The following is a 23,111-nucleotide window of genomic DNA, read 5'->3' as shown; positions in this document are numbered from 1 at the left end:
GGCTCACTGTGACCGTCGCCGTTATCCGCTTCGGCGGCTCGAACTGCGACCGCGACGCCCTGCGCGCGCTCGAGTACCTCGGGATCGACGCCGAGATCGTCTGGCACGCAGACGGTCTCTCGGACGACCCCTCCGGCATCGTCATTCCCGGCGGATTCTCCTACGGCGATTACCTCCGGGCCGGCGCGATGGCCGCCCGAACGCCGATCATCGACGAAGTCAGGGCGGCCGCCGACGCGGGGACTCCCGTGCTCGGCGTCTGTAACGGCGCACAGATCGGCTCCGAGAGCGGCCTCACTCCCGGCGCGTTCACCACGAACCGGAGCGCCAGATTCCAGTGTGAACCGGTCCACTTGCGGGTGGAAAACGCGGACACGCCCTGGACCGACGCCTACGAAGCGGGTGAGGTGATCGAAGTGCCGATCGCCCACGGTGAGGGGCGTTTCGAGATAGAGGACGATCGACTGGCCGCACTCGAGGACGACGACCGCGTCCTCTTTCGGTACTGCGACGCCGACGGCGGGGTCACCGACGAGGCCAACCCGAACGGATCGAAGCACAACATCGCGGGGATCACGGGCGCGAGCGACACCGTCGCCGTCTTGATGCCGCACCCGGAACGCGCCACGCTCCCGGATATCGCCCCGACAGGCGGCCAGGGAATTCTGAAGGCGTTCGAGTAGCCGATCCGGTCACGCCGGCGTTCCCGATTCGGGGTCGTCGATCACGCGATTCGCCCACGTTCCTCGGAGGAAGTAGCCACCGGCCAGTAGCATCATCGAGACGTTCGCGATCGCCTCGCCGTACCAGATTCCGGTCGCGCCGAAGCCCCCGGGGACCGCGAGCAGGTACGCAAACGCGGCCCGGAAAACGATGAACCCGAAGAACGCGAAGATCATCGCGAGTCGGGTGCTCCCGCTCCCGCGAAACCCGCCCTGAACGACGTAGAATACGCCCAAAAAGACGTACGTCGTGCCGACGATGCGGAGATACTCCCCGCCGATCCGAGTGACGGTCGCCGCGCCCGGTCCCTGGATGAAGATTCCGATAATCGGGTCCGCAAGGGTGTAGATCGCGAGGCTGAACAGGAGCAGACTCCCCGTGATCATCACCACGGCGGCGGCGACGCCACGTTTGGCGCGGTCGGCCTGTTCGGCACCGAGGTTCTGCCCGACGACGGTCTCGACCCCGCGAGCGAGCCCGAGCGCCGGCAACACGACCATCGAGGTAACCCGCGAGCCGATCCCGTAGGCTGCGACGGCGTCCGAGCCGGCGATGGCGACGAGCGCGGTCAGCACCGTCACGCTCAAAGCGCTCGTGCTGACCTCGACGCTGGCTGGCGCGCCGATGCGGACGAGATTGCGGATCGTCTCCGCCTCCGGGCGGAGATCCGACAGGGAGAGTTCGATGCCGACGGAGCCCGAAAAGAGCAGCCAAAAGCCGATCGCCGCACCGATACCACGCGCGGTTATCGTCGCGAGCGCCGCACCCTGGACGCCGAACCCGGCGAACCCGGTCGCCTCGTAGAGCGTCGCCTCCAGCCCCTCGAGGCCGATCCACGCGAACAGAGCGTTGTCCTGAAAGCCGAGAATAAAGAACGGGTCGATGAAGACGTTCAACGCGACGCCGAACGTCATGAGATACAGTGGCGTTCGGGTGTCACCCCATCCCTGCAACAGCGACTGGAACACGAAGAAGCCGAAGATAAACGGGATGCCGACGAACATCGTCCGGGTGTACTCGACGGCGAGTCGGTGCTCGGCGGAGCCGGGGACCGCACCGACCAACTCCAGCAGGGTCGGTGCGAGCGCGAAGCCCACGACCGAGAACACCGCCGAGACGCCCACGATGACGGTGATCGTCTGTCCGGCGACCCGGCTCACGCGATCGATGGTGCCCGCCCCTTTGTACTGGGCGACCAACACCGTCCCGGCCACCGAAAAGCCGAGCGAGAGGCTGATGATCAAAAAGACGATCGCCCACGAGTACGACAGCGCCGCGACCGCGGGCTGGCCGAGTCGGCCGACCCAGAACGTATCGGCGAGGTTGTAGCCGACCTGCAACACGTTCGTGAGAATGATCGGAACCGACAGAACGATCAGCGGCTTGATCAGATCGCCGTCGGTGACGTTGACGGCTCGATCGTGTGTCGGCGTCCGGCTCATTCGGTCGGCTCACGCTCGCTCACGGAATCCGCCGAATCGGGGGTCGCGACGTTGGGAGGGCTCATGGTGAATGAATGTTCATTTATCGGGATAACGGTTGTCTTTTCGCCGCCAGCCATCGGAGCGAACGCATTCGAAAGCGGAGGTTACCGTACCAACGGCTGGTTGTACGCAGTCTCCTCGCCCATCACGTATTGCCACGTCGCCTCACAGTCACAGAAGACCTCCTCGAACACCGATGGATCCTGTCGGAGGTTGAAGTCCTTGATAGCCCGCTGGACGAGATCGTCGCACTCCCCGCAGTTGTGCGGGCCGCGATCGGAGCCGTGGCCGACGGGGTCGGAGACGACGAGCGCGTCCTCGTCGGCGGTCGACGCGAGTATGTCGGCGACCGACCACAGCCACGGCGGGCGATAGCCGCCGTCGTGATACAGCTCCTCGACCATCGTGTACCGCTGGACGTTGCAGGGGTTCATCGAGACCGTGTGGCAGCCGTCGACGGCGGCACACCGGCGGATCGATCGCGTCATGTCCGCAGCGGCGTCGGGTTCGGCGAGAAACGGCGGTTTCATGAGTAGATACGCTTTCACGCCCGCACCGGCTGCTCGCGCCTCCGCACAGGCCCCCTCGAAGTCAGCGAAATCGAAGTACTTGTTGACGCTGTCGTGGCGGACGCGGTCGGTCGCGGTTTCGAGCCCGATCGCGACGTCGATTTCGAGGCCCTGATCGGTGAAATCCGCGAGTTTCTCGCGATCGACGAAATCGGGGAGCGATTCGAGGACCAGCCGCTCGCGGTCGGCGAAGGTTTCGGCGATCGCATCGCGCGTCTCGGCGGGGACCTCCCGCTCGTCGAGGAACGACCCGGACGTGTAAATCTTGATGAGTTCCGCGGCCTCGTCGTCGTTGTCCGCCTCGTGGTCGAGACAGTACTCGATCTGTCGCATCAAGTTCCCGTGACCGACGCTCCCCCCATCGACCGATTCGGCGACGTAGCCGCACATCGTACAGCCGCCCGCGCGGGCCCACCGACAGCCGCCGGTGTTGAGGATGATCGTGAGGGAGTTTCGTACCCCGTCGGGGGTGTTGTCCTCGTCGAGCCACACTCGGGTCGGCTCCGTTGGATCGTAACTCTGGTCGTTTCGCGCCCTGATCTCGCGCATCACCTCGTTGTGGGCGTCCATCCCCCGCCCCGTCTCGTAAACCTCCGGCGTCGGCTGACTCATTGGCCGAACTAACCGGGCGGGCCGTAAATCCGTGTCGAAAGCCCCGTCGGACTACGCCTCGGCGGTCTGTTGGTCGCCCCCGTCGGCACCGAACCACGGCGCGACGAGCCACCACCACGCCGCGCCCGCCGTCGCTCCGGCCGCGTTTATCAGTATATCCAGCGCGGACATCGTCCGATAGGGGATCGTCGCTTGAACGAGTTCGACCGCGATACCGTACAGCGCCGCAACCGTCGCGGCGACGAGAAGCGTTCGACGATCAGTCGAGAGCACGGCGTAGCAGAGAGCACCCGTGAAGCCGGCGTAGGCGATGAAGTGCAGGTAGACGGTGAAGCCGATCCCGAAGAGCGTCCGCGGGACTCCGTCGCCGGGGTCAATGACCGACCCATAGAGAATCACGATCGCACAGCCGATCGCACCGACGTATCGGAGCGACCGCGGGAGCGGCGAAATGTGTGTCACGCCCACCACTACGCACGCGAGCGTTTCAAGACGACGATTCCGCAATCGGACAGGCGAACGCGGCTACGCTCGATCTGCTCGAACCGGCGAGTAATCTATTCCGGTTACGTGGAGGTAGCAACTATTACCACAGTAGCGCACTACTAGCTAGTGTTGAACACTATCATGACCGATTTAGGCGGATTCCACGACCACGTCGCTCGCGTCGACCTCTCCGAGGCGAGCGTCGACTACGAGAGCATCGATCAAGAAGACGCGGAGAAGTATATCGGCGCGCGCGGTCTCGGCGTCAAATACGTTTTCGACCAGGGCCCCGACGTCGATCCGCTCGAACCCGAGAACCTCCTCGCGTTCATGAACGGCCCACTGACGGGGTCACAAGTGACGATGAGCGGCCGGATCGCCGTCTGTACCAAGTCACCGCTGACCGGCACCGTCACCGACTCCCACCACGGCGGCTGGTCCGGCGCCCGACTCAAGTGGGCCGGCTTCGACGGCCTCCTGTTCGAGGGAAAAGCGGACGACCCCGTCTACGCCGTCGTCGAGGACGGCGAAGTCGAGTTGCGCGACGCCTCCCACCTGTGGGGGATGGGCTTCCACGAGACGCGCGATACGCTCGAAGCCGAAGTCGACGGCGCCTACGGCAAGAACCTCTCCGTGATGGGCATCGGTGAGGCCGGCGAAAACGGCGTTCGATACGCCTGCATCATGAACGAGGACGACCGCGCCTCGGGTCGCGGCGGCACCGGCTGCGTCATGGGCTCGAAGAATCTCAAAGCCGTCGTCGTCAAATCCAGGACGAAGATGCCGAAACCCGCGGATCCAGAGACGTTCAAAAAAGGTCACAAACAGGCCATGCAGCTCATTCAGGAGTCCGACGTGACCGCGCCCAACGAGGGCGGCCTCTCGCTGTACGGCACGAACGTCCTCATGAACGCCACAGAGGAGATGTCCGGGCTCCCGACGAAAAACGGCAAGTTCACCTCGACCGGCGACGCCCGCGATGGCGGCTACAGTGACGAGAGCTTCGACGCCGAGAAGGTCTCCGGGGAGAACGTCCGCGAGAACATCCTCGTCGACGAACCGACCTGTCACTCCTGTCCCGTCGCCTGCAAGAAGGAAGTCGAAGTCGACGTGATGCACAAAGGCGAGGAGATGAACGTTCGCACGGAGTCCTACGAGTACGAATCGGCGTGGGCGCTCGGGCCGAACGCCGGGCACACCGACCGCGACGAAATCGCGCTCATGCTCCAACGCTGTAACGACCACGGCATGGACACCATCGAGGCGGGCAACATGCTCGCGATGGCCATGGAGATGACCGAGGAGGGCAAACTCGACGACCTCGGCGAGGGGATCGACTGGGGCGACTCCGAAGAGATGATCGAGATGCTCACGAAGGTCGCGAACCGCGACGGCGACCTCGCCGACCTCCTCGCCGAGGGGCCACGCCGCGTCGCAGAGCGCATGGACGCCCACGACAACTCCCTCGCGGTGAAGGGCCAGACGATCGCCGCCTACGACCCCCGCTGTATGAAGGGCATGGGTATCGCCTTCGCGACCTCGAACCGTGGCGCGTGCCACCTGCGCGGCTACACGCCATCGGCGGAGATCTTGGGCATCCCCGAGAAGGTCGACCCCGTCGAATGGGAGGGCAAGGGTGAGCTCACCGCGCTGTTCCAGGATCTGCACTCGATCTCCGACAGCTTCGATATCTGTAAATTCAACGCCTTCGCGGAAGGCATCGAGGAGTACGTCCTTCAGTACAACGGCATGACCGGCCGGGACGTGACCGAGGACGAACTGATGACCACCGGTGAGCGTATCTACGCCCTCGAGCGCTACTACAACAACCTCAACGGCTTCGACGGGGCGGACGACGATCTTCCCGCGCGGTTCGTCGAGGGTGCCGAGGGCGCGGTGCCCGGACAGGGCGGCGTCGACGGCAGCCTCGTCGAACTCGACGAGATGAAAGCCGAGTACTACGACGTCCGCGGCTGGGTCGACGGCGTCGTTACCGACGAGAAACTCGACGAGCTCGACATCGACGTCGGACCGGGAACCGGCGTCTCCGCCGGCGATTCGGCAGCCCCCGCAGACGACTAAGCGGGCGGTCCGATAGACGCGTTTTTTCCCCGCACGGTCGAAACCGGACGAGTCCGGCGATCGCGGCGTGCCATTCGAGAGCAAGCTGCCACGCTCTGAAGAGTGTAGCATTCAGCGTGAACTCCCGTTCTAACCCGATAGAAGGCCAGACGGATACTCGCCATTCAGCTTCAACGTCCCGCCGTTCGAACGCACGCCTACGGGTGCGCCTCTGCGACCGGGCTTTTGCCGACCGCAGAGATAGTTAATCCCGATGTTCTCCGACGCGGTATGAAAATGTAGCAATTGCGGAACGTACGCTTGAAAACACACATCGAACGCGGATATGAGCGAGATAGTACAGCATCTTCGAGCTAAATCGTTTTACCTACAGAGTACGTATTCGAAACGGTGACACTCATGGTTCCCGATATGAACGTGGACGGCGAGACCACCGTCAGCGAAACCCTGATCGAAGCCGTGGCGGACGCGGCACACGTCGATACGACGGTCCTCCCACCGCTGTACTACTACGTCGATCCCGACGCGCTCGATAAACTGTTCGCTCGGGGACGAACGAAATCCCCGGCGATCACGACGGAGTTCGTCTACGCCGGGTACGACGTCCGAATCACCGGCGGGGACGAGGTCACCGTGACGATCGAAGAGCGAACCCTCCCCGGATCGACAGCCGGAACGGTCGGCATCGACGCTGACATCGAGTGATCCGACGCCGGCGGTCGTCGAATCGAACCGTTCACCGCCGAAGGTCGAAGCCGACGGCCGCCGATCCGCCGATCACACCCCAAAAGACGAAGCGATACCGACCCGACTGGAGATCCGGACAGACCCGTGCGTGGTCGTGCGTCGACGTCGCTTCGATACCGTCTTCGGTCAGCCCGAACGACCACTCGAAGCCGTCACCAGGAGCGTGACCGATCGCCTCGTCGGTGTAGGCGAACGGACGATTCTCGTCGCTGACTCTCACGTCCTGCCAGCCGGCTTCGGTGTACGCCTGCAGGTTGTATTTCGCGTCGTTGCCGGTTTCGATCGGTCGGTCGGCGACGTTCGTCAGTCGAACGCGAGCCTCGTCGCCGTACTCGTAGTCGGGGTGATCGATCCGCAGCGCGAGGATCGGGTCGTCGTCGCGTTCGACGGTTCCCCACGCGAGGTCGTCGCTGTCGAACCCCGAATAGTGTCGCTCGACCCCCTCCTCGTCACACTCTAAGGCGGCGATCGGCTCCGGGTCACCGTCCGGCCGAACGACACCGTCGAGCGAGTCGAGATCGGGGCCGATCGGGTCGTCGCTGGTGGCCCGTACGGTCGCCGTTTCACCCCAGCCGTCGGTCAACTCGACGGTCGCCTCGTCGGGCGGTGCGCTATCGAAAGCGACTCTGGCGAGCGACGATGGGAACGTGATCACCTCGGCACAGCCGGTCGAGCCGTCGCTCGAATCGACGACGACCGCGTCCGCGAGGAGGTCGTCGTTCCCGACGCGAACCGAATCGATCTCGAGTTCATCGTGGCAGGCGTTCGGTCCCACCGACTCGACCGACAGGAGGCGTTCGGTTTCGTAGTCGATCCCCGAGAGGAACGCCCGGAGATCCTCCCGTCGCGACTCGGAAAGGTCGTATCGGCCGAGGACGGCTCGTTGACGCTCGCTGTCGTCGACGAGGATAACCCGACCGATGTCGTCCTCGCCGTGCCACCACGGAGAGGTGGTGTGCGTGACGAACGGGATCGTCTCCGACGCGTCGACGCCGTCGTCCGGATCGTCGCCGTTCCCGCCGTCGTCCGGTCCGTTTCGGCCGAGACAGCCAGCGAACGCGGCGATGAGGCCGGCCGCGGTACGTCGAAGCAACGTCCGTCTATTGGAGGGCATGATCGGTACGCAGATGCTCGGATGGTGAATCGCTTCCGAAACGTCAAACGATCCCTTGAGTTATCTTCACCCGCCGCTGACGGGCGGGAACAGCGCGAGTTGGTCGTCGGTCTCGAGGACGGTGTCGAACCCCTCGCCGCCGGTAAACGGATCGTCGCCGTTGTGCAACAGGCGGATGTGCTCTCGGAGGTCGCCGTCGGCGTCGACGACGATGGGTTCGAGGTCGGGATGACCACCGAGGAGTTGTTCGAAGGCGTCGCCGAGCGTGTCACCGGCCGCCGCGTCGACCTCGGCGCGCTTGGTGCCGGCGGCCTCTGCGAGGTTCGCGAAGAGTCGCCATTCCATACAGGAGGGTGGCGATCGGTCGTCTTATGCGTTTGGCATCCGGATCGAGAACGCCCCATCGGGATCCCCTACAGCCGCCCCGAAGCCGACTGCACTCGAAGCGTCGGGTTCGAACGCACGTGTCGAGGTCAGCGTACTCCTCGTGGACGACCTCCTCGATGAGATCAAGTTCGCGCTTGCCGTACCGGTCGTTCGCGACGAAGTACGGACCGAGACGCTGTCTTGCGATCCGATGCCCGTAGAGTCAATCGGCTTCGAACGCTCGGACCGCTTCGCTGAGATCGCCCTTCGTGGGGTCGGAACCGAACTCGAAGTCCGCGCCGCGATCGGACGCCAGGCGATCGAGGAGCCGCTTCGTGTCGATCGTTACCGGTGCAGGCTCGAGGAGCGACACAAAGACCCCCGAGCGTATTTTGGCTGCGACCCGAAATGAAGGGACGATCCGCGACAACCGGGTTTCAATCGGCTTATCCCTCCCGACACCGTCGACCCGCCAATGCGTGAGATCTTCGAGCTTCGGGACGCCGACGGCGCCGGGAGGATCGGCGAGTTGACCGTCCCCCGTGCTGGCGTGACCGTCGAAACGCCGGCGCTGTTGCCGGTCATCAATCCGCATCTCCGAACCGTAGAGCCCGCGACCCTCGAATCGGAGTTCGACGCGGAGATCCTCATCACGAACGGGTACATCCTGTACAAGAGCGATGAGTTCCGGGAGCGGGCGCTCGAGGACGGACTCGCCGAATTGTACGATTTCTCCGGGGCGATCATGACCGATTCGGGCTCGTTTCAGCTCTCCGAGTACGGCGAGATATCCGTGACGAACGCCGAGATACTCGAGTTCCAACGCGATATCGGCTCGCACGTTGGCACGCCGATCGACATCCCGACCCCGCCGGGCGTGTCGCGCGAACGAGCCGAATCGGAACTGGAGACGACGAAATCGAGGCTCGACGCCGCCCGATCGGTCGACGTCGGCGAGATGCTGGTCAATGCACCGATTCAGGGCTCGACGTATCCCGACCTCCGTGAATCGGCCGCGGCACACGCGTACGGGACAAACCTCGACGTGTTCCCGGTCGGAGCCGTCGTCCCGCTGATGAACGGCTACCGCTACGCCGAGATGGTCGACGTCGTCCGGGCCGCAAAGCGCGGGCTCGGAGCGGACGCACCGGTCCACCTCTTCGGAGCCGGCCACCCGATGATGTTCGCGCTCGCGGTCGCCGCCGGCTGCGACCTGTTCGACTCGGCCGCCTACGCGCTCTACGCTCGCGACGGCCGCTATCTCACCGTCGCCGGCACCGACCACCTCGACGATCTCGACTACTTCCCCTGCTCGTGTCACGTGTGTGCTGAGCACACGCCCGAATCGCTCCGATCGCTGCCGGCGGATCGGCGCGAAGAGCTGTTGGCCCGACACAACCTCCACGTCAGCTACAGGGAGCTTCGGACGGTGAAACAGGCCATCCGCGAGGGGAACCTCTTCGAGTTGCTCGAACGACGCGCGCGGAATCACCCGGCGATGGTCGACGGCTACCGGGCGCTGCTCGACGATTCGGCCGCGCTCGAACGGGCCGATCCCGTCTCGAAGGGATCGTTTTTTTACCTCTCCGCCGACTCGGCACGCCGACCGGAAGTCCACAGGCATCACGACCGCCTCTCGCGGCTCTCGGTCGAGTGCGATCGGGTGTTGCTCTCGGCGGGTGACGACAACGGCCGCTTCGACGAGACGTGGCGGCTCAACCCGCCGTTCGGCCCCGTTCCACCCGCCCTCTCCGATAGCTATCCGCTAACGGTCGAACGGCCCGAGCGGCTCGATCGAGCCGGGTACGAGGCGGCCGCCGACGGCGTTGTCACGTTGGTGGAAGCAAACCCCGACACCGAGTTCAGCGTGGCTCAGTGGGATTGGCCGGACTCGGCGCTCCGGCGGCTCCCCGACGGCGTCGACGTGCTGTCGCTCGGGCCCGAGAGCGAAGATCCCGGGACTCAATCGTCGTAGACTTCGACGCTCTCGTCGGTGATGATCGTCGGATGGTCCCAGATGATCGTCGAAACGCGGAGCGGTCGTCCCGAGTCCCAATCGAACCGTTCGAGACAGTCGATCGGGACCCAATCGTACAACGGCTCGTCGCGGTCGTACGTATCCACGCCGGCGGCACCGAATGCCCGGACGATGGCCTCGACGACAGTCTCGTCGTCCTCGATCGCGTACGTCACGAGCGGGGTAAGACCGTCCTGAATGGACGGCAACGTATCCATGACACGTCATAGCGTGTCTATTAGATAACGGTTTATGTTCGGCCGAAGGCGCCGCCTTCGTGCGGATACGGTTCGCCGAACGGCTCAATACCGTCGAGCACGTGTATTTATATACAATGACGCATCCAGCATACACACCCGCGTCATCGGACTCGCCGGCTCGCCGGCCGCTATCGCCCGATACGGAGCGGCTCGACGCTCGGGCTGCCAGAGCCTGGACCGAACCGATGGCCGTTCGACCGCTCGGTCGCGGGCGATACGCCGTCGACAGCGCCTCCGGAGCGACGTACGTCGTCGACCTGTCGGCGAGCGAATGTAGCTGTCCGGACCACGAGATCCGCGGTGAACGCTGTAAACACCTCCGGCGCGTCGCGATCGAAGTCACGGAGCGACGGGTCCCACCACCGGGGCGACGCCTCGCCGACTGTGCGGTCTGTCGCCGCCCGTCGTTCGTTCCCGAATCGACGGCGATACCCGTCTGCGACGACTGCCGACTCGGACGCAGCGATATCGCCACGGATCGCGAAACCGGCGACACCGTCGTCGTCTACCGGATGACCGACGAGACGGCCGCCGAACGCTACGTCGAGGCCGCCGACTGTACCGTCGCGGAGTACCCGAAGAACGACGGCTATCCGGCGGACGCTCCGGTCGTCGAGGTAGTCTACCCGTTCAGCGGTGATCCCGACGCCGACATCGAGGATCGACCCCGGTACGCCTTCCCCCGCTCTCGGCTCGCCGCCCGCGACGAGATGCTCATCGAGTGATCGAAAACGGCCCCATCGAGCGAAGAGGCCGGCAAACATATCCGTCCGCTCAGCCTACGGCGGATATGACTGATTGGAAAGCGGTGTCGGTCGGATTTCTGGTCGGGGTCGTCGTGAGCGTCTTCGCCTTCGCGATCCCGGTCATCGGCCACGCCGGTGCGGGCCTCATCGGCGGATTCGTCGCCGGGTACCTCGCGGACGGCGGAGTCGGAAGCGGCGCATGGCACGGGCTACTCGCCGGCGCACTGGGCGGACTGGTCGTCGCCGTCCTCCTCGCGATCGTCGTCACCATCACCGGCGTCGCGATCAGCGGTCCATTCGGCTTCCTTGGCGGATTCAGCGTCTTCGCCGTCGGGGCGGTGATCGCTCTCTTGCTCGCGATCGACAGCGCGATCGGCGGCGCGATCGGCGGCCTGCTCAACTGATCGCGACTGCGTTCTCGGACGACGGCGGACAAAAGGGATTTGCTCGCGGACGGCGAAGTGAGCGCATGGTTTTCCCCCTAGCGATGGGGTGGCGACACCTCCTGTTCGAGAACTGGCCGATCGATCCCGCGATAGCGGACGCCCACCTCCCCGCCGGGCTCACTTCGGACGTGTACGACGGTTCGGCGTGGCTCTCGGTCGTGCCGTTCACGAACGTCGCCGTCCGGCCCGCAGGCGTTCCCGAAGCGCTCGGAGTTCGACTGCCCGAACTCAACGTCAGGACGTACGTCACTCACGACGGCGTTCGGAGCGTCTACTTCTTCAGCCTCGACGCGCAGGGTCTCGCGAGCGTTCTCGGTGCCCGTCTGTTTCATCACCTCCCATACTACTACGCGCGAATCGCATTGGAGTGGACGGACGGGCGCGTACGATTCACGAGCCGTCGCAGACATCCGGGAGCCCGGCCGGCGCAATACGAGGGAATCTACTGGCCGACCGACGAACCGTTCTCGGCACCCGACGACCCGTTCGGTGAGTTCCTCGTCGAGCGCTATCGGTTCTACACCGAGGCCCAAGACGGGACGATACGGTACACTGACGTCGAGCACGAGCCGTGGACGCTTTATCCGGCGACCGCCGAGATCGAGACGGACACGCTCCTTTCGGCGAACGGCTTCGGTCGACCGGATGCGGAGCCGGTGTACTACTACAGCCCGGGCCTCGACGTGGTCGCTTCACGGAGTCAACGATCGTGATAGAGACCCGACAGTCACCGGTCGTTAAGCATCTCGCGCACCAACCGCCACTATGGTCGAAATAGATGCGGACGCGCTACTTCCGAACGACCGAGTGAAAAGCGCCGTGTTGGACGGTGACGTGACACAACTGAGCCGCGGGGCGGCGAACCGTTACGCCGAGGTGGGCGATACGTTCGATCTGAACGGCACCGAGTTCGAGGTGACCGCCGTCGACGTGCAAACGCTCGGTGAACTGACCGACGAGGACGCACGGCGGGAGGGATCACCCTCTCTGGAGGCGTACAAGGCGCGTATGGAGCGCGTTCATCCGGGCGATTTCGAGTGGGACGAAACGAGCGAGATCGTCACGTACCGGTTCGGCCGGATCGAGTAATCGCGACGTGTTCACAGCGTTAGCCGAAGCGGCAGCCACGTACACGTAATCCTTAATATAAATGATGTGTTGAGTTAATACATGACCGTGGTTAGCGTTTCGATGCCAGACTCACTGTTGGAGCGACTCGACGAATTCGCCGAAGAGCATGGCTACACGGGTCGCAGCGAGGTCGTCCGGGAAGCGTCCAGAAACCTGCTCGGCGAGTTCGAGGACAAGAAACTCGAGGGACGCGACCTGATGAGCGTCGTCACCGTCGTCTTCGACCACGAGACGTCGAGCGCCGAAGAGCGAATGATGCACATCCGTCACGACCACGAGAGGCTGGTCGTCTCGAACGTCCACAACCACGTCGGGGACCATTACTGCATGGAGCTTTTTATCCTCGAGGGAACCCTTGAAGATATTTCGACGTTCGTGGGAAAGATCCGGGCGACGAGCGACATCCTCTCGGTCGACTACTCGGTCGTCCCGATCGACGACTTCGGCGCGACGCTCGCCGAGTAGTCGGACACTCGTCGGGCGGACCGTCGATGTTCACGGAGATCGAGTGATACGCCTTCTCGAAGAGTCCGTGGGTATGATGTTCGACCACGACGAAGGGTGGGTATGACCCAGCGAAACACGCCGGGACGGGGACGAAAACCCGAGGCGCGTACGATCGGACCGGCGGCCCCCGAGGAGTTCGGCCTCACGCAGGTGTGGTGGGGCGACGGAAAGGGCAAGACGACGGCGACGCTCGGGATGGCGTTTCGGGCGGCGGGTCACGGCTATCGCGTCCACGTCCTCCAGTTCATGAAAGGCGGCGCGGACAGCGTCGAGGACGTCCGCGGCGAGTACAACGCCATCGCCGCGATGCCCGGCCTCACATACGAGAACCGCGGCCACTACGGCTGGCACGCGATGAACGACGGCAGCGAGGAACGCGATCACGAGAGCCAAGCCGAAGCGGGCTTCGAGCGAGCCCGCGAACTCGTTGAGGCCGCGGCTGACGCGGATCTCTCGACGCCGTTCGATCTCGACGGCGATCCCGAGGCCGGCGTCCACATGCTCGTACTCGACGAGATACTCTACGCGGCCGACAGGGAGCTCGTCGATCCGGCGACGGTTGTCGAGTTGGTCGAGACGAAACCGGACGGCCTCGAACTCGTCCTCTCGGGAAGCCATAGGAGACCGGAATACCTCATCGAGCACGCAGATCTCGTCACGAACGTTCGCAAAGAAAAGCATCCGATCGACGCCGGACAACGCGCCAGGAAGGGTACCGAGTACTGACTCGGACGCGACGCGATTACTCCTGGCCGACCATCCGCTCTTCGCTGTCCCAGTACTCCGAGCGGATCTCGTACTTTTGTACCTTCCCGGTCGCCGTCTCCGGGAAGTCCTCGACGAACTCGACGCTCGTCGGGGCCTTGTAGCTCGCCAGGTTGTCCTTGACGAACGAGATGACCTCCTCCTCGGTGAGGTCGGCGTCGGGTTGTTCGACGACGAGCGCCTTCGGCGTCTCGCCCCACTTTTCGCTCGGGACCGGGATGACCGCGGCCTTCAGGATGCCGGGGTGGTCGTAGAGGGCGTCCTCGACCTCGATCGAGGAGATGTTCTCACCGCCGGAGATGATGATATCCTTCTTTCGATCCTGGATCGAGACCATTCCGTCCTCGTCGATGGTCGCGAGATCGCCGGTGTGGAAGTACCCCTCGATACGTTCGTTGAACGCCTCGTGGGTGATCTCGGGCTTGTTGAGGTATCGGTCCATCACCTGGTTGCCTCGCACGACGATTTCGCCGATCGTCATGCCGTCGGCGGGGACGTCGTTGCCGTCCTCGTCGACGACGCGAACGTCCGTACAGAGGGCTTCGCTTCCCTGATTGACCTTGAGATTTCGACCGCGTTCGGCCAGCCTGCGCGGGGAGTTGCTGGTCGTGATAATCGGGGCGGTCTCCGTGAGGCCGTAGATGTGGATGATACGCCAGCCGAACTCGTCCTCGATCGCCTCGATCGTCGCGGTCGCCGGGGCGCTCCCGGCGGTCGCGATGCGCACGTCGCGGTCTCCCGTCGTCACCACGTCGTTGTTCTCGTAGTACTGGATGAGGTTGTTGAGCACCGTCGGCGCACCGCACATGAAGCTGACGTCGTACTCGCGGACGCGCTCGAAGGTGTCCTGGGCGTCAAAGGTCCGCTGACAGACGTGCGTGCCGCCGGTACCGGTGATCGCATACGTGTGTCCCCAGCCGTTGCAGTGGAACATCGGCAGCGTCCAGAGGTAGTTGTCGTCGTCGCGGATCTCCATGTGCTGGTTGAGTACCAGCGCGTGCCAGTGTTCCGTCCGGTGGGTTCGGACGACACCCTTCGGGTCGCCCGTGGTCCCCGACGTGTAGTTGATGCTGCCGTCGTCGTCCTCGGAGATATCGGGTCGATCCGGTTCGTCGGGCGACGAATCGGCCAGCAGGTCCTCGTAATCGTCCCACTCGCCGTCGATCTTGTCGGTTTCGTAGCCGACAAAATGCTCGGCAGGGACCGAATCCCGGATCGGCTCGATGTTCCCGGCGTAGTCGTAGTCCGAGATCACCAGATCGGCGTCGCAGTCGTTGAGGATGTATTCCAACTCGCCGGGCGTGAGCCGGTAGTTCATCGGCACGAACACCGCGCCGAGTTTGTTCGTCGCGTAGAGGGTCTCGATGAAGTAGTGCGTGTTCGGCGCGAGGAGCGCGACCTTGTCGCCCTGGTCGATCCCCCGTTCAGAGAGGACGTTCGCCAGTCGGTTGACGCGGGCGTTGACCTCGGCGTAGGTGTATTCTGTGCCGTCGTGAGCGATGATCCCGGTCACGTCGTCGTAGAGATCGACCGCCCGATCGAGGAAATCGGTCGTGAGCATTTCACGCTTCATAATACACGTGAGATATGCACGGCGATGGTACTTGAACATTCACCATTAATGTCAGCTAATACACCGACTACGACACTTGGAACGACGGATGGGACCGCCACAGCGAATCTTTTTGTGCGAACCTCCCGTGTCCTCTTTCATGGCAGATAGTGACAGTCGAGACGACGAGAACGCCGTTGTCACCGACACCGATGGATACGTCGGACGGATCACGCTCGATCGCCCCGAAGCGATGAACACGTTCAGTACGGGGCTCGCCGCCGAACTCGATTCGGCGCTCCACCGTCTCGAAGCGGACGCCGAGATCCGAGCGATCGTCGTCGACGGTGCGGGAAGCGCGTTCTCCGCCGGCATCGATCTCACCGAACACGCACAGTTCGACGACGAGACGGCGTACGAGGAGTGGGTCGCCGGCATGGAGGAACCGTTCGTGACCATCACCGAGATGGGCACGCCGGTGATCGCCGCCGCACACGGGCACGCCGCCGCGAACGGGTTGGGGCTCGTCGCGGCCTGCGACCTCGCCGTCGCCGCGGATGGGACTATGTTCGGCGCGACCGCACCGAAGGTCGGCCTCTTCTGTATGGGCCCTGCGGTGCCGCTCATGGACGCCGTGGTGCGGAAACGGTGTCTGGAGCTACTCTTGACCGGTGAGTTGATCGACGCGGAAACGGCCCACGAGTGGGGACTGATAAACCGCGTTGCGTCGGCCGACGGCCACGTCGAGGCGGCCATGGAGTACGCCGAAACGATCGCGTCGAAGAGCCCGACCGCGATACGCCGCGGCAAGAAGGCGTACTACGAGATGGAAGGACTGGGGTACACGGACGCGCTCGAGCACTCGAACGAGCAGTTCGCGGCGCTTTGCACGACGGCCGACGCGAGCGTCGGTATCGAGGCGTTCTTGAACGGCGATCCGCTCGACGCCGACGAGTGGCCCAACGCCTGAACAGGCAAAAGAACGACGCGCTATCGGTCGTCGTAGACTTCCGCGCAGACCGATTCGATCGTTTCGGGGCGCTGGTACCCACGAAGCGTTTCGACCAGTTCGCCGTCCTCGAAGAGCAACACCGAGGGCGCTGCCTCGACGCCGAACGTCCGACAGAAACCCGGCGTCGACTCACCGTCCACGCCCGCGACGGCGACGTCGTCCGGGAACGCCGCAAGGGTCCCGTCGAGTTCCTCTTTCATCTTCCGACAAGGAGCACAGAAGCGCTTCCAGACCGTGACCGCGACCCGGTCGTGTTCGTCGAGGAACGTCCCGTAGGAGTCGTCGTCGAGTTCGGCAACCGACCCGGGGACGGGGGATGGCGGCGCTAGACCGGTGATCATCATCGCCATGTGAGCGCGCTCGATGAGTGGATACTCGCCGTCGACGTGGGAGTTCAACGCGAGCAACGCGATGAACTGCTCGCGCGTGACCCCGAGGTCGTCGAGTCGCTCACCCGCGTCCCCGGGATCGATTCCGAAGACGTCCGAAACCGCTTTGTGGTATTCGGCCTCCTCGACGTCGGCGTACGAATCGTGGTAGATCCCGCGGGTGGATTCGAACTCCATCGTGAGCGTGACCACGTCCTCATCGTCGATCGTGACGACACCCTCGTCTTCGAGGATCTCGAGCCGTTCTTCGGGGGAGTTCTGTCCGGACACGGCGTCGGCTTCGCCGTTCATACGCCGAGGTACTCCTGTCTGACTTCCTCGTTCGCTTGAAGCTCCTCGGACGGTCCTTCGAAGACGATGGCACCCTGATCGAGAACGTAGCAGTAGTCGGCCAGTTTCATCGCTGCGACGGCGTTTTGCTCGACCAACAGAATAGTCTTCCCCTGATCGGCGATCCGCTGGATGATGTTGAGCACATCCTGGACGATCTGCGGGGCTAGTCCCTCCGACGGTTCGTCCAGCATGAGCAGTTCCGTGTCCTGTTTGAGCGTCCGGGCGATGGCGAGCATCTGCTGTTCGCCGCCGGAGAGCGTCCCAGCCTTCTGGTTGCGTCGCTCGTCGAGACGGGGGAACTGCTCGTAGACCTCCTCGTCAGTGATTCCGGTTTTCCCGGTCTCCGCGGGACGACCGATCCGATTCAGCAGGTTGCGGGAGATATCCGGAACGTGGAGGTTCTCGCTGACCGTGAGGTTCGAGAACATCCGACGCTCCTCCGGGACCAACGAGAGACCCAGCGCGGAGATGTCCTCCGGCCGTTTACCGGTGATATCCGTGCCGTCGAAGCGGATCGATCCGCTTCGAACGTTCGGCGGACGAGCACCGGTGATGCTCCTGAGCGTTGTCGTCTTACCGGCCCCGTTGCGGCCGAGTAAGGCGATGATCTGCCCCTCCTCGACGGTCATCGTCACGTCCCGAAGGATGTGACTCTCCCCGTAGTAGGAGCTCACGCCGTCGAGTTCGAGGAGGCTCATAGCTCGACCCCTCCCAGGTACGCATCCTGGACCTCCGGATCGTTCCGAATCTCGTCGGGCGTCCCGTCGGCGATCTTCGCGCCGCGGTTGAGGACCGCAATACGGTCGGAGACGCGGAAGATTATCTCCATGTCGTGTTCGATGAGGACGATGGTGACGCCACGTTCTTCCTTGATCCGCTCTATGAGGTCGACGGTGTCGTCGGTCTCGTCAGGTGACATCCCGGCCGTCGGCTCGTCGAGAAAGAGCAGGTCGGGATCGCTCGCCAGCGCCAGGGCCATTTCGAGCCGTCGCTTGTCACCGTAGGGGAGCGATTCGGCTGGAATGCCGCGCTGTTCGTACAGCCCCATGTCCCGAAGCGTCTCCTCGGCCCGCTCCGTGACGTCGTCGTAATCGACGAGTCGTCGGAGGAAGTTCAGGCTGAACGACCCGTGTTCTGCGCCGAGTGCCGCGACGGTCGCATTGCGCTGAACGGTCAGTTCCGGGAAGATCGAGGCCGTCTGGAAGGATTTGCTCAGTCCCAGTTGGACGATGCTGTGGGGCTCCTTGCCGGTGATGTCGTTGCCGCGGAAGAGCACTTTCCCTTCCGACGGATTCAACAGACCCGTGATCAGATTCACCGTAGTCGACTTGCCGGCCCCGTTGGGGCCGATAATGCTCAGCGACTCGCCCTCCTCGATCTGAAGATCTACTTCGTCGACCGCAGTGAGTTCACCGAACTTTTTCGTGAGATCTTTCGTTTCTAACAGCATCAAGAATCACTCTCCGAATCGAACACGTTTCGAACGGCCGACCGAACGTCGGTGACGATTCCCCAGATTCCGGCGGGGAACAGCCAGACGACGGTCACGAACAACACACCGAGGACGAGCAGCCAGAAGGCGATCTCGCCGGAGACGATGTTCTCGACGTACAGGAACGCAATCACGCCCGTAACCGGTCCGAAGATCGACCCGACGCCGCCGAGGACGGTCATGATCACGATGTCACCGCTCGTGATCCAGTACAGCGAGTCGACCGCGACGTACGTCGCGTGGACGGTGTGGAGTCCGCCCGCGACGCCGGCGAAGGCACCCGAGATAGTGAACGCGGCGAGTTTGTACCGCCAGACGTTGAGTCCGAGGAAATTGACGCGTTGTTCGTTTTGGTGGATGGCTTCGAAAATAGCCCCGTAGGGCGACCGGACGATCCGGACAGCAACCACGATTGCCAAGATGAAGAACCCGGCGTAGAACACGTAGCCGATGTCGTGGAGCAGAGTGCCAAGCACGCCGGCGAATCCTCGACCGAGCTCCAACGCTCCGAGCAGCGGTTCGACGCTGACGCCGGTAAAGCCGTCTTCACCGCGAGTGAGCGGTTCCAACGGGCCGAGAGCGAGATAGTAGAACATCTGTCCGAACGCCAGCGTGAGGATAGCGAAGTATATTCCGCCGCGGCGCAACGAGAGGAACCCGAGGATGAGCGCGAGGAGGACCGCGACGACCGTAGCGACGAGCACCATGAGAAGCGGCTCGCCGTAGAAGTTGGCGCTGAAGATCCCAGCGGCGTACGCGCTGGCTCCCCAGAACGCCGCGTGCCCGAACGACAGCAATCCGGTGTATCCCAAGAGGAGGTCGAACCCGATCGCGAAGATCGCCCAGATGTAGATCAACTCGACGAGGGACATGTAACCGCTGTAGGCCGGCAGATTCGTGAAGATCATCGGGAAGACTATCACGAACGCGATCGCACCGAGGATCGAGAACGACTCCCGCTCCCGGAAGCGGTCCCACCGATCGAAGAAGTCCTCCGAATCGGCGGTTTCGGTCGCGCCGACTGACTTGGTTTCTTCACTCATTCTCCCACCTCCACTGTGCCGAGGAGGCCGGCCGGCCGAACGAGCAGCACGATCGCTGCCAGAACGTAGATGCCGACCGACGACCACGTCGGGAAGTTCATCTGCAAGCCGACCTCGACGGCCCCGATCAGGAGTCCACCGACCACTGACCCGACGATACTACCGACACCACCGACGACGACGACGAGGAACGCGGGAACGAGCACACCGACGCCGATCTCCGGCACGACGCTGAAGACCGGTCCACCAACGACGCCCGCAGCACCGGCCAGTCCGGAACCGATCCCGAAAATGACCAAAAACGGGCGAGTCGCCCGGACGCCAAGCAGGTTTAGCATTTCAGTGTCTTCCGTACCGGCCCGGACGGCGAGTCCGACGTCAGTGTACTCGATATACAGGTACACCGCCAAGACCAGGACCGCCGTGATTGCGATAATGGAGAGTCGCCAGCGTGCCACGGAACCGAGCGGCCCGAGACTTATTGCGCCGGCCGCCCACTCCGGACGCGAGAAGTTGATCGATCGGCCACCGACGATCGCCCGGATCAACTCCTGGACGATCAACAACGCGCCGAACGTGACCAAGATCTGGTCGGTGTCGGGGCGATCGTAGAACGGCCGCGCCAGATATCGCTCCATAAGCAACCCGATACCGAACGCGATGATCGGGACGATGATGAGCGCGGCCAGAAAGCCCCATTCGAGCCCGAAACTCTCGATGCCGAGACTTCGTGCGATATCGCCGGAAAACCGGACCTGCAGTGCGACGAGGAGACCGAGATAGACGCCCACCAGATACAGTGCTGCGTGGGCGAAGTTCACGAACTTTAACGTCCCGAGCGTGATCGAGAGGCCGATCGCGACCAATATATAGATCGACGAAACGGCGAACGTCTGGATGATGAAACTAACGAGCGATGCGAGAACGCTCACTGAACTACCTCCGTGTTGTGATTGTTGATGTGCATGTGTCTTTATTAAATAAGGATAGGGCGATCGACGGTTCGGCGCGTGGATTACTCGTCGCCGTATTCGGGGAGCTCACACTCCGCAGCAGGCCCCTCGTCACACTCGTACCCGACGTCATCGGGATACGCCGACTGCTCGACGACCTCCCAGAGGTTGCCGGTTTCCTCCTGCGTCGCGGTGTCGTTCCCTTGGACGACGAGGATGTCCCGCATCGCTTGGTGATCGCACTCGCGCATGATCTCCTCGCCGAGACCGGCGTTGTCGTACTCGTAATCCTCGAGTTCGCGGATGACCTCGGGCGGGTAGAAGGTGCCGGCACGTTCGACGGCGGCGGCATACAACATCGTCGCCGTGTACGCGAGCCGGGCCGCGTAACTCGGTGTCTCATCGTATTCGTCCTCGAACGCCTCGACGAGCGCGTTCGTGTACTCGTCTTCGAGCTGTGAGGACCAATCCGCGCTGCCGTAGATGCCATCGATCGCGTCACCGGCGGCCTCGGCCATTGGCTCGTTGTACAACGGGACGACAATCTCCATCTCATCGTCGATCCCCGCGTCGACCGCCTGCGAGAGCGAGTTCGCGAGGTCCAGCCCGTAGTGGTTCAAGAAGAGTACCTCCGCATCGGAGTCAGCCGCCTCACTGAGGAACGTCGAGTAGTCGTCGCTCCCCAGCGGCGTCGGGACGCTCTCGACTTCACTCCAGCCCTCGGCCTCGAAGAACTCCCGCATCGACTCCTCTTGGGTCTGGCCCCAGGTGTAGTCGGCGTAGAGCTGATAGAACTCCAGCCCATCGCCGTACTCCTCGACGACGATCGGGGCGAGCGCCTGGCCGGTCATGTACGCGTTGAACATCTCCCGGAAACCATATCGCACACAGTCCTGACCAGTGGTGTCGTTCGAGTGGGTCAGACAGCACATAAAGATGACCCGCTCGCGCTGTCCGAGACCCTGTTGGGCGACCGCGGTTGCGCTCGAGGAGCCGCCGCTGAACATGATGACGTTGTCCCGCTGGATCATCCGGGAGGCGGACTCGCGGGCGGTGTCGGCATCGGTCGCCGTATCGCCGGTCACGTAGTCGATCTCGTAGCCGTTAACGCCGTCACCGGAGAGGTCTTCCCACATGTCGACCCAGCCGCCGCCGTTGTTGAGGTGGTCCGCAGCGAGCTCGTACGCGCGGAGTTCGTCGGCACCCTCCTCCTGGTATGGGCCGGTCTGGGGGACGTTGAATCCGAGCACGGCGGTGTCGCCCTCGATCGGGTAGTTGCCGAGTGACGGATAGTCATCGCCGCCCCCGTTTCCGTTGCCGTTGCCGTTGCCGTTGCCACCGTTGCCGTTGCCGTTGCCACCGTTGCCGTTACCGTTCCCTTCCCCTTCCAAGCAACCGGCGAGACCGGCGAGACCGGCCGCCCCGGCGGCGCCAGCGGTCTTCAGCACGTCGCGTCGCGATTGTGTGTCATTCTCCGTCATGTTATTATCTGAACTAACCATTATTATATTAATTTATCGTTATAGTTTCTTCGCGATGTCTTCGACGATCTCGGGGTTCCGAAGCGTGCTCGTGTTACCGAGTTCGTCGCCGTTTGCGATGTCCTCTAACAGCCGCCGCATGATCTTCCCGGACCGAGTTTTCGGGAGCTCAGGGGTGAATATGACCTCCTCGGGCCGGGCGATCGGGCCGATGGCGTCCTCCACGCCCTCGATGATTGCGGCCTCCATTTCCGCGCCCTCCTCGTAGCCGTCCTCGAGGATGACGTAGACGTAGACCGCCTCGCCTTTCATCTCGTGAACGCCGCCGACTGCCGCGGCCTCGGCGACCCCTTCGACGTCGACGACCGCCGACTCGATCTCCATCGTTCCCAACCGGTGCCCGGAGACGTTGATCACGTCGTCGACCCGGCCGAGGATGGTGATGTAGCCGTCCTCGTCGATCTTCGCGCCGTCCTCGGGGAAGTACACCCACTCGTCGGCGTCGGGATCGGAGTACGCCTCCCAGTACTCCGAAATGAACCGCTCGTCGTTTTGATACAGCGTCCGGAGCATGCCGGGCCAGGGCTTGTTGACGGTCACGTAGCCCGCCTCGCCGGGGGCGACCTCGTTCCCCGCCTCGTCGACGACCCGCGCGTCGATCCCGGGCAGCGGCGGCCCCGCCGACCCCGGCTTCATCTCCTCGATCGCCGGTAGCGTCGTGATCATCATTCCGCCGGTCTCGGTTTGCCACCAGGTGTCGACGATCGGGCACTCCTCGTCGCCGATGTGGGTGTAGTACCA

General features: G+C 63.5%; 26 protein-coding genes. 12 read left to right on the top strand and 14 right to left on the bottom strand.

The genetic code is table 11. From position 1 onward, the window contains the following. The first annotated feature begins 8 nt into the window (after window positions 1-8). Window positions 9-683, top strand: a complete 675-nt coding sequence (gene purQ, locus R6U53_RS09370) for a phosphoribosylformylglycinamidine synthase I (RefSeq protein WP_410322099.1) — start codon at window positions 9-11, stop codon at window positions 681-683. Window positions 684-692: 9 nt separating this feature from the next. On the opposite strand, the gene R6U53_RS09365 is transcribed toward purQ, so the two are convergent. From R6U53_RS09365 to R6U53_RS09355, 3 genes are all read right to left on the bottom strand, one after another. Further along, entirely contained in the window at window positions 693-2,165 is a 1,473-nt protein-coding gene (locus R6U53_RS09365) for an MATE family efflux transporter (protein WP_410322098.1), read from the bottom strand. A gap of 146 nt (window positions 2,166-2,311) precedes the next feature. Continuing rightward, a complete protein-coding gene (locus R6U53_RS09360; protein WP_410322097.1) occupies window positions 2,312-3,388 on the bottom strand; it encodes an archaeosine biosynthesis radical SAM protein RaSEA in 1,077 nt (358 codons plus the stop codon). Window positions 3,389-3,439: 51 nt separating this feature from the next. Next, a complete protein-coding gene (locus tag R6U53_RS09355; RefSeq protein WP_410322096.1) occupies window positions 3,440-3,850 on the bottom strand; it encodes a VanZ family protein in 411 nt (136 codons plus the stop codon). A 165-nt stretch (window positions 3,851-4,015) separates the two neighbouring features. Between R6U53_RS09355 and R6U53_RS09350 the strand changes: the two genes are divergently transcribed. Both R6U53_RS09350 and R6U53_RS09345 read left to right on the top strand, forming a co-directional pair. After that, window positions 4,016-5,956 carry an aldehyde ferredoxin oxidoreductase family protein gene (locus R6U53_RS09350; RefSeq protein ID WP_410322095.1) on the top strand — a complete coding sequence of 647 codons (1,941 nt, stop codon included), beginning with the start codon at window positions 4,016-4,018 and terminating at the stop codon, window positions 5,954-5,956. Window positions 5,957-6,355: 399 nt separating this feature from the next. Beyond that, window positions 6,356-6,661 (top strand): HalOD1 output domain-containing protein, encoded by a 306-nt coding sequence (locus R6U53_RS09345; protein WP_410322137.1) that lies wholly within the window; start codon window positions 6,356-6,358, stop codon window positions 6,659-6,661. Between the two features lie 31 nt (window positions 6,662-6,692). On the opposite strand, the gene R6U53_RS09340 is transcribed toward R6U53_RS09345, so the two are convergent. Next, complete coding sequence (locus tag R6U53_RS09340) at window positions 6,693-7,817, bottom strand: hypothetical protein (RefSeq protein ID WP_410322094.1); 1,125 nt, start codon at window positions 7,815-7,817, stop codon at window positions 6,693-6,695. Between the two features lie 66 nt (window positions 7,818-7,883). Next, the gene (locus R6U53_RS09335) at window positions 7,884-8,162 is read right to left on the bottom strand and encodes a ubiquitin-like small modifier protein 1 (protein WP_410322093.1); all 279 of its coding nucleotides are present in this window, start codon (window positions 8,160-8,162) and stop codon (window positions 7,884-7,886) included. 142 nt (window positions 8,163-8,304) lie between these two features. Here R6U53_RS09335 and R6U53_RS09330 point away from each other — a divergent pair, with 142 nt between their 5' ends. Both R6U53_RS09330 and tgtA read left to right on the top strand, forming a co-directional pair. Beyond that, a complete protein-coding gene (locus R6U53_RS09330; protein ID WP_410322092.1) occupies window positions 8,305-8,595 on the top strand; it encodes a hypothetical protein in 291 nt (96 codons plus the stop codon). Window positions 8,596-8,658: 63 nt separating this feature from the next. Next, complete coding sequence (tgtA, locus tag R6U53_RS09325; RefSeq protein WP_410322091.1) at window positions 8,659-10,158, top strand: tRNA guanosine(15) transglycosylase TgtA; 1,500 nt, start codon at window positions 8,659-8,661, stop codon at window positions 10,156-10,158. Here tgtA and R6U53_RS09320 read toward each other — a convergent pair. Continuing rightward, window positions 10,146-10,418: a hypothetical protein gene (locus R6U53_RS09320; protein WP_410322090.1), complete on the bottom strand. Its 273-nt coding sequence runs from the start codon at window positions 10,416-10,418 to the stop codon at window positions 10,146-10,148. The genes tgtA and R6U53_RS09320 overlap by 13 nt on opposite strands. Window positions 10,419-10,534: 116 nt before the next feature. On the opposite strand from R6U53_RS09320, the gene R6U53_RS09315 reads away from it, so the two are divergent. The 6 genes from R6U53_RS09315 to R6U53_RS09290 all read left to right on the top strand — a co-directional run bounded on the left by R6U53_RS09315 (window position 10,535) and on the right by R6U53_RS09290 (window position 14,016). Then, window positions 10,535-11,185 (top strand): SWIM zinc finger family protein, encoded by a 651-nt coding sequence (locus R6U53_RS09315; protein ID WP_410322089.1) that lies wholly within the window; start codon window positions 10,535-10,537, stop codon window positions 11,183-11,185. Window positions 11,186-11,250: 65 nt separating this feature from the next. Then, window positions 11,251-11,610, top strand: a complete 360-nt coding sequence (locus tag R6U53_RS09310; protein WP_410322088.1) for a DUF5518 domain-containing protein — start codon at window positions 11,251-11,253, stop codon at window positions 11,608-11,610. 65 nt (window positions 11,611-11,675) lie between these two features. After that, window positions 11,676-12,365 (top strand): YqjF family protein, encoded by a 690-nt coding sequence (locus R6U53_RS09305; protein ID WP_410322087.1) that lies wholly within the window; start codon window positions 11,676-11,678, stop codon window positions 12,363-12,365. Window positions 12,366-12,417: 52 nt separating this feature from the next. Next, a complete protein-coding gene (locus R6U53_RS09300; RefSeq protein ID WP_410322086.1) occupies window positions 12,418-12,741 on the top strand; it encodes an ASCH domain-containing protein in 324 nt (107 codons plus the stop codon). An 81-nt stretch (window positions 12,742-12,822) separates the two neighbouring features. Beyond that, window positions 12,823-13,248 carry a nickel-responsive transcriptional regulator NikR gene (gene nikR, locus R6U53_RS09295; protein ID WP_410322085.1) on the top strand — a complete coding sequence of 142 codons (426 nt, stop codon included), beginning with the start codon at window positions 12,823-12,825 and terminating at the stop codon, window positions 13,246-13,248. A gap of 102 nt (window positions 13,249-13,350) precedes the next feature. Next, window positions 13,351-14,016, top strand: coding sequence for a cob(I)yrinic acid a,c-diamide adenosyltransferase (locus R6U53_RS09290; RefSeq protein ID WP_410322084.1), 666 nt, complete (start codon window positions 13,351-13,353; stop codon window positions 14,014-14,016). Between the two features lie 16 nt (window positions 14,017-14,032). Here the strand turns inward: R6U53_RS09290 and R6U53_RS09285 are convergent, their stop codons facing one another. Beyond that, complete coding sequence (locus R6U53_RS09285; protein ID WP_410322083.1) at window positions 14,033-15,628, bottom strand: class I adenylate-forming enzyme family protein; 1,596 nt, start codon at window positions 15,626-15,628, stop codon at window positions 14,033-14,035. A 139-nt stretch (window positions 15,629-15,767) separates the two neighbouring features. On the opposite strand from R6U53_RS09285, the gene R6U53_RS09280 reads away from it, so the two are divergent. Continuing rightward, a complete protein-coding gene (locus tag R6U53_RS09280) occupies window positions 15,768-16,577 on the top strand; it encodes an enoyl-CoA hydratase/isomerase family protein (RefSeq protein ID WP_410322082.1) in 810 nt (269 codons plus the stop codon). A gap of 20 nt (window positions 16,578-16,597) precedes the next feature. On the opposite strand, the gene R6U53_RS09275 is transcribed toward R6U53_RS09280, so the two are convergent. The 7 genes from R6U53_RS09275 to R6U53_RS09245 all read right to left on the bottom strand — a co-directional run. Beyond that, entirely contained in the window at window positions 16,598-17,299 is a 702-nt protein-coding gene (locus R6U53_RS09275) for a thioredoxin family protein (protein WP_410322081.1), read from the bottom strand. Then, window positions 17,296-18,039 (bottom strand): ABC transporter ATP-binding protein, encoded by a 744-nt coding sequence (locus R6U53_RS09270; protein ID WP_410322080.1) that lies wholly within the window; start codon window positions 18,037-18,039, stop codon window positions 17,296-17,298. Before R6U53_RS09270 ends, R6U53_RS09275 begins: the two co-directional genes overlap by 4 nt. Next, window positions 18,036-18,794, bottom strand: coding sequence for an ABC transporter ATP-binding protein (locus tag R6U53_RS09265; RefSeq protein ID WP_410322079.1), 759 nt, complete (start codon window positions 18,792-18,794; stop codon window positions 18,036-18,038). Before R6U53_RS09265 ends, R6U53_RS09270 begins: the two co-directional genes overlap by 4 nt. Continuing rightward, window positions 18,791-19,876: a branched-chain amino acid ABC transporter permease gene (locus R6U53_RS09260; protein ID WP_410322078.1), complete on the bottom strand. Its 1,086-nt coding sequence runs from the start codon at window positions 19,874-19,876 to the stop codon at window positions 18,791-18,793. The genes R6U53_RS09265 and R6U53_RS09260 overlap by 4 nt, the downstream gene beginning before the upstream one ends. Then, window positions 19,873-20,808, bottom strand: coding sequence for a branched-chain amino acid ABC transporter permease (locus R6U53_RS09255; protein WP_410322077.1), 936 nt, complete (start codon window positions 20,806-20,808; stop codon window positions 19,873-19,875). The genes R6U53_RS09260 and R6U53_RS09255 overlap by 4 nt, the downstream gene beginning before the upstream one ends. A gap of 83 nt (window positions 20,809-20,891) precedes the next feature. Beyond that, the gene (locus R6U53_RS09250; RefSeq protein ID WP_410322076.1) at window positions 20,892-22,310 is read right to left on the bottom strand and encodes a substrate-binding protein; all 1,419 of its coding nucleotides are present in this window, start codon (window positions 22,308-22,310) and stop codon (window positions 20,892-20,894) included. 39 nt (window positions 22,311-22,349) lie between these two features. Further along, window positions 22,350-23,111, bottom strand: a 762-nt coding sequence (locus R6U53_RS09245; RefSeq protein WP_410322075.1) for an AMP-binding enzyme, incomplete at its 5' end; no start/stop codon positions are given.

Origin of the sequence: Natronomonas sp. (assembly GCF_046483325.1) — an archaeon.
Classification (GTDB): Archaea; Halobacteriota; Halobacteria; order Halobacteriales; family Haloarculaceae; genus Natronomonas.
The sequence above is the reverse complement of the archived record's forward strand: the minus strand, read 5'-3'. Positions and strand labels throughout refer to the sequence as shown.

Coding starts and splice junctions, on each gene's coding strand:
- R6U53_RS09365 (WP_410322098.1), bottom strand. CDS start 2,165: ATGAGCCGGACGCCGACACACGATCGAGCCGTCAACGTCACCGACGGC.
- R6U53_RS09360 (WP_410322097.1), bottom strand. CDS start 3,388: ATGAGTCAGCCGACGCCGGAGGTTTACGAGACGGGGCGGGGGATGGAC.
- R6U53_RS09350 (WP_410322095.1), top strand. CDS start 4,016: ATGACCGATTTAGGCGGATTCCACGACCACGTCGCTCGCGTCGACCTC.
- R6U53_RS09345 (WP_410322137.1), top strand. CDS start 6,356: ATGGTTCCCGATATGAACGTGGACGGCGAGACCACCGTCAGCGAAACC.
- R6U53_RS09340 (WP_410322094.1), bottom strand. CDS start 7,817: ATGCCCTCCAATAGACGGACGTTGCTTCGACGTACCGCGGCCGGCCTC.
- R6U53_RS09335 (WP_410322093.1), bottom strand. CDS start 8,162: ATGGAATGGCGACTCTTCGCGAACCTCGCAGAGGCCGCCGGCACCAAG.
- tgtA (WP_410322091.1), top strand. CDS start 8,659: ATGCGTGAGATCTTCGAGCTTCGGGACGCCGACGGCGCCGGGAGGATC.
- R6U53_RS09320 (WP_410322090.1), bottom strand. CDS start 10,418: ATGGATACGTTGCCGTCCATTCAGGACGGTCTTACCCCGCTCGTGACG.
- R6U53_RS09315 (WP_410322089.1), top strand. CDS start 10,535: ATGACGCATCCAGCATACACACCCGCGTCATCGGACTCGCCGGCTCGC.
- R6U53_RS09310 (WP_410322088.1), top strand. CDS start 11,251: ATGACTGATTGGAAAGCGGTGTCGGTCGGATTTCTGGTCGGGGTCGTC.
- R6U53_RS09305 (WP_410322087.1), top strand. CDS start 11,676: ATGGTTTTCCCCCTAGCGATGGGGTGGCGACACCTCCTGTTCGAGAAC.
- R6U53_RS09300 (WP_410322086.1), top strand. CDS start 12,418: ATGGTCGAAATAGATGCGGACGCGCTACTTCCGAACGACCGAGTGAAA.
- nikR (WP_410322085.1), top strand. CDS start 12,823: ATGACCGTGGTTAGCGTTTCGATGCCAGACTCACTGTTGGAGCGACTC.
- R6U53_RS09290 (WP_410322084.1), top strand. CDS start 13,351: ATGACCCAGCGAAACACGCCGGGACGGGGACGAAAACCCGAGGCGCGT.
- R6U53_RS09285 (WP_410322083.1), bottom strand. CDS start 15,628: ATGAAGCGTGAAATGCTCACGACCGATTTCCTCGATCGGGCGGTCGAT.
- R6U53_RS09280 (WP_410322082.1), top strand. CDS start 15,768: ATGGCAGATAGTGACAGTCGAGACGACGAGAACGCCGTTGTCACCGAC.
- R6U53_RS09275 (WP_410322081.1), bottom strand. CDS start 17,299: ATGAACGGCGAAGCCGACGCCGTGTCCGGACAGAACTCCCCCGAAGAA.
- R6U53_RS09270 (WP_410322080.1), bottom strand. CDS start 18,039: ATGAGCCTCCTCGAACTCGACGGCGTGAGCTCCTACTACGGGGAGAGT.
- R6U53_RS09260 (WP_410322078.1), bottom strand. CDS start 19,876: ATGAGTGAAGAAACCAAGTCAGTCGGCGCGACCGAAACCGCCGATTCG.
- R6U53_RS09250 (WP_410322076.1), bottom strand. CDS start 22,310: ATGACGGAGAATGACACACAATCGCGACGCGACGTGCTGAAGACCGCT.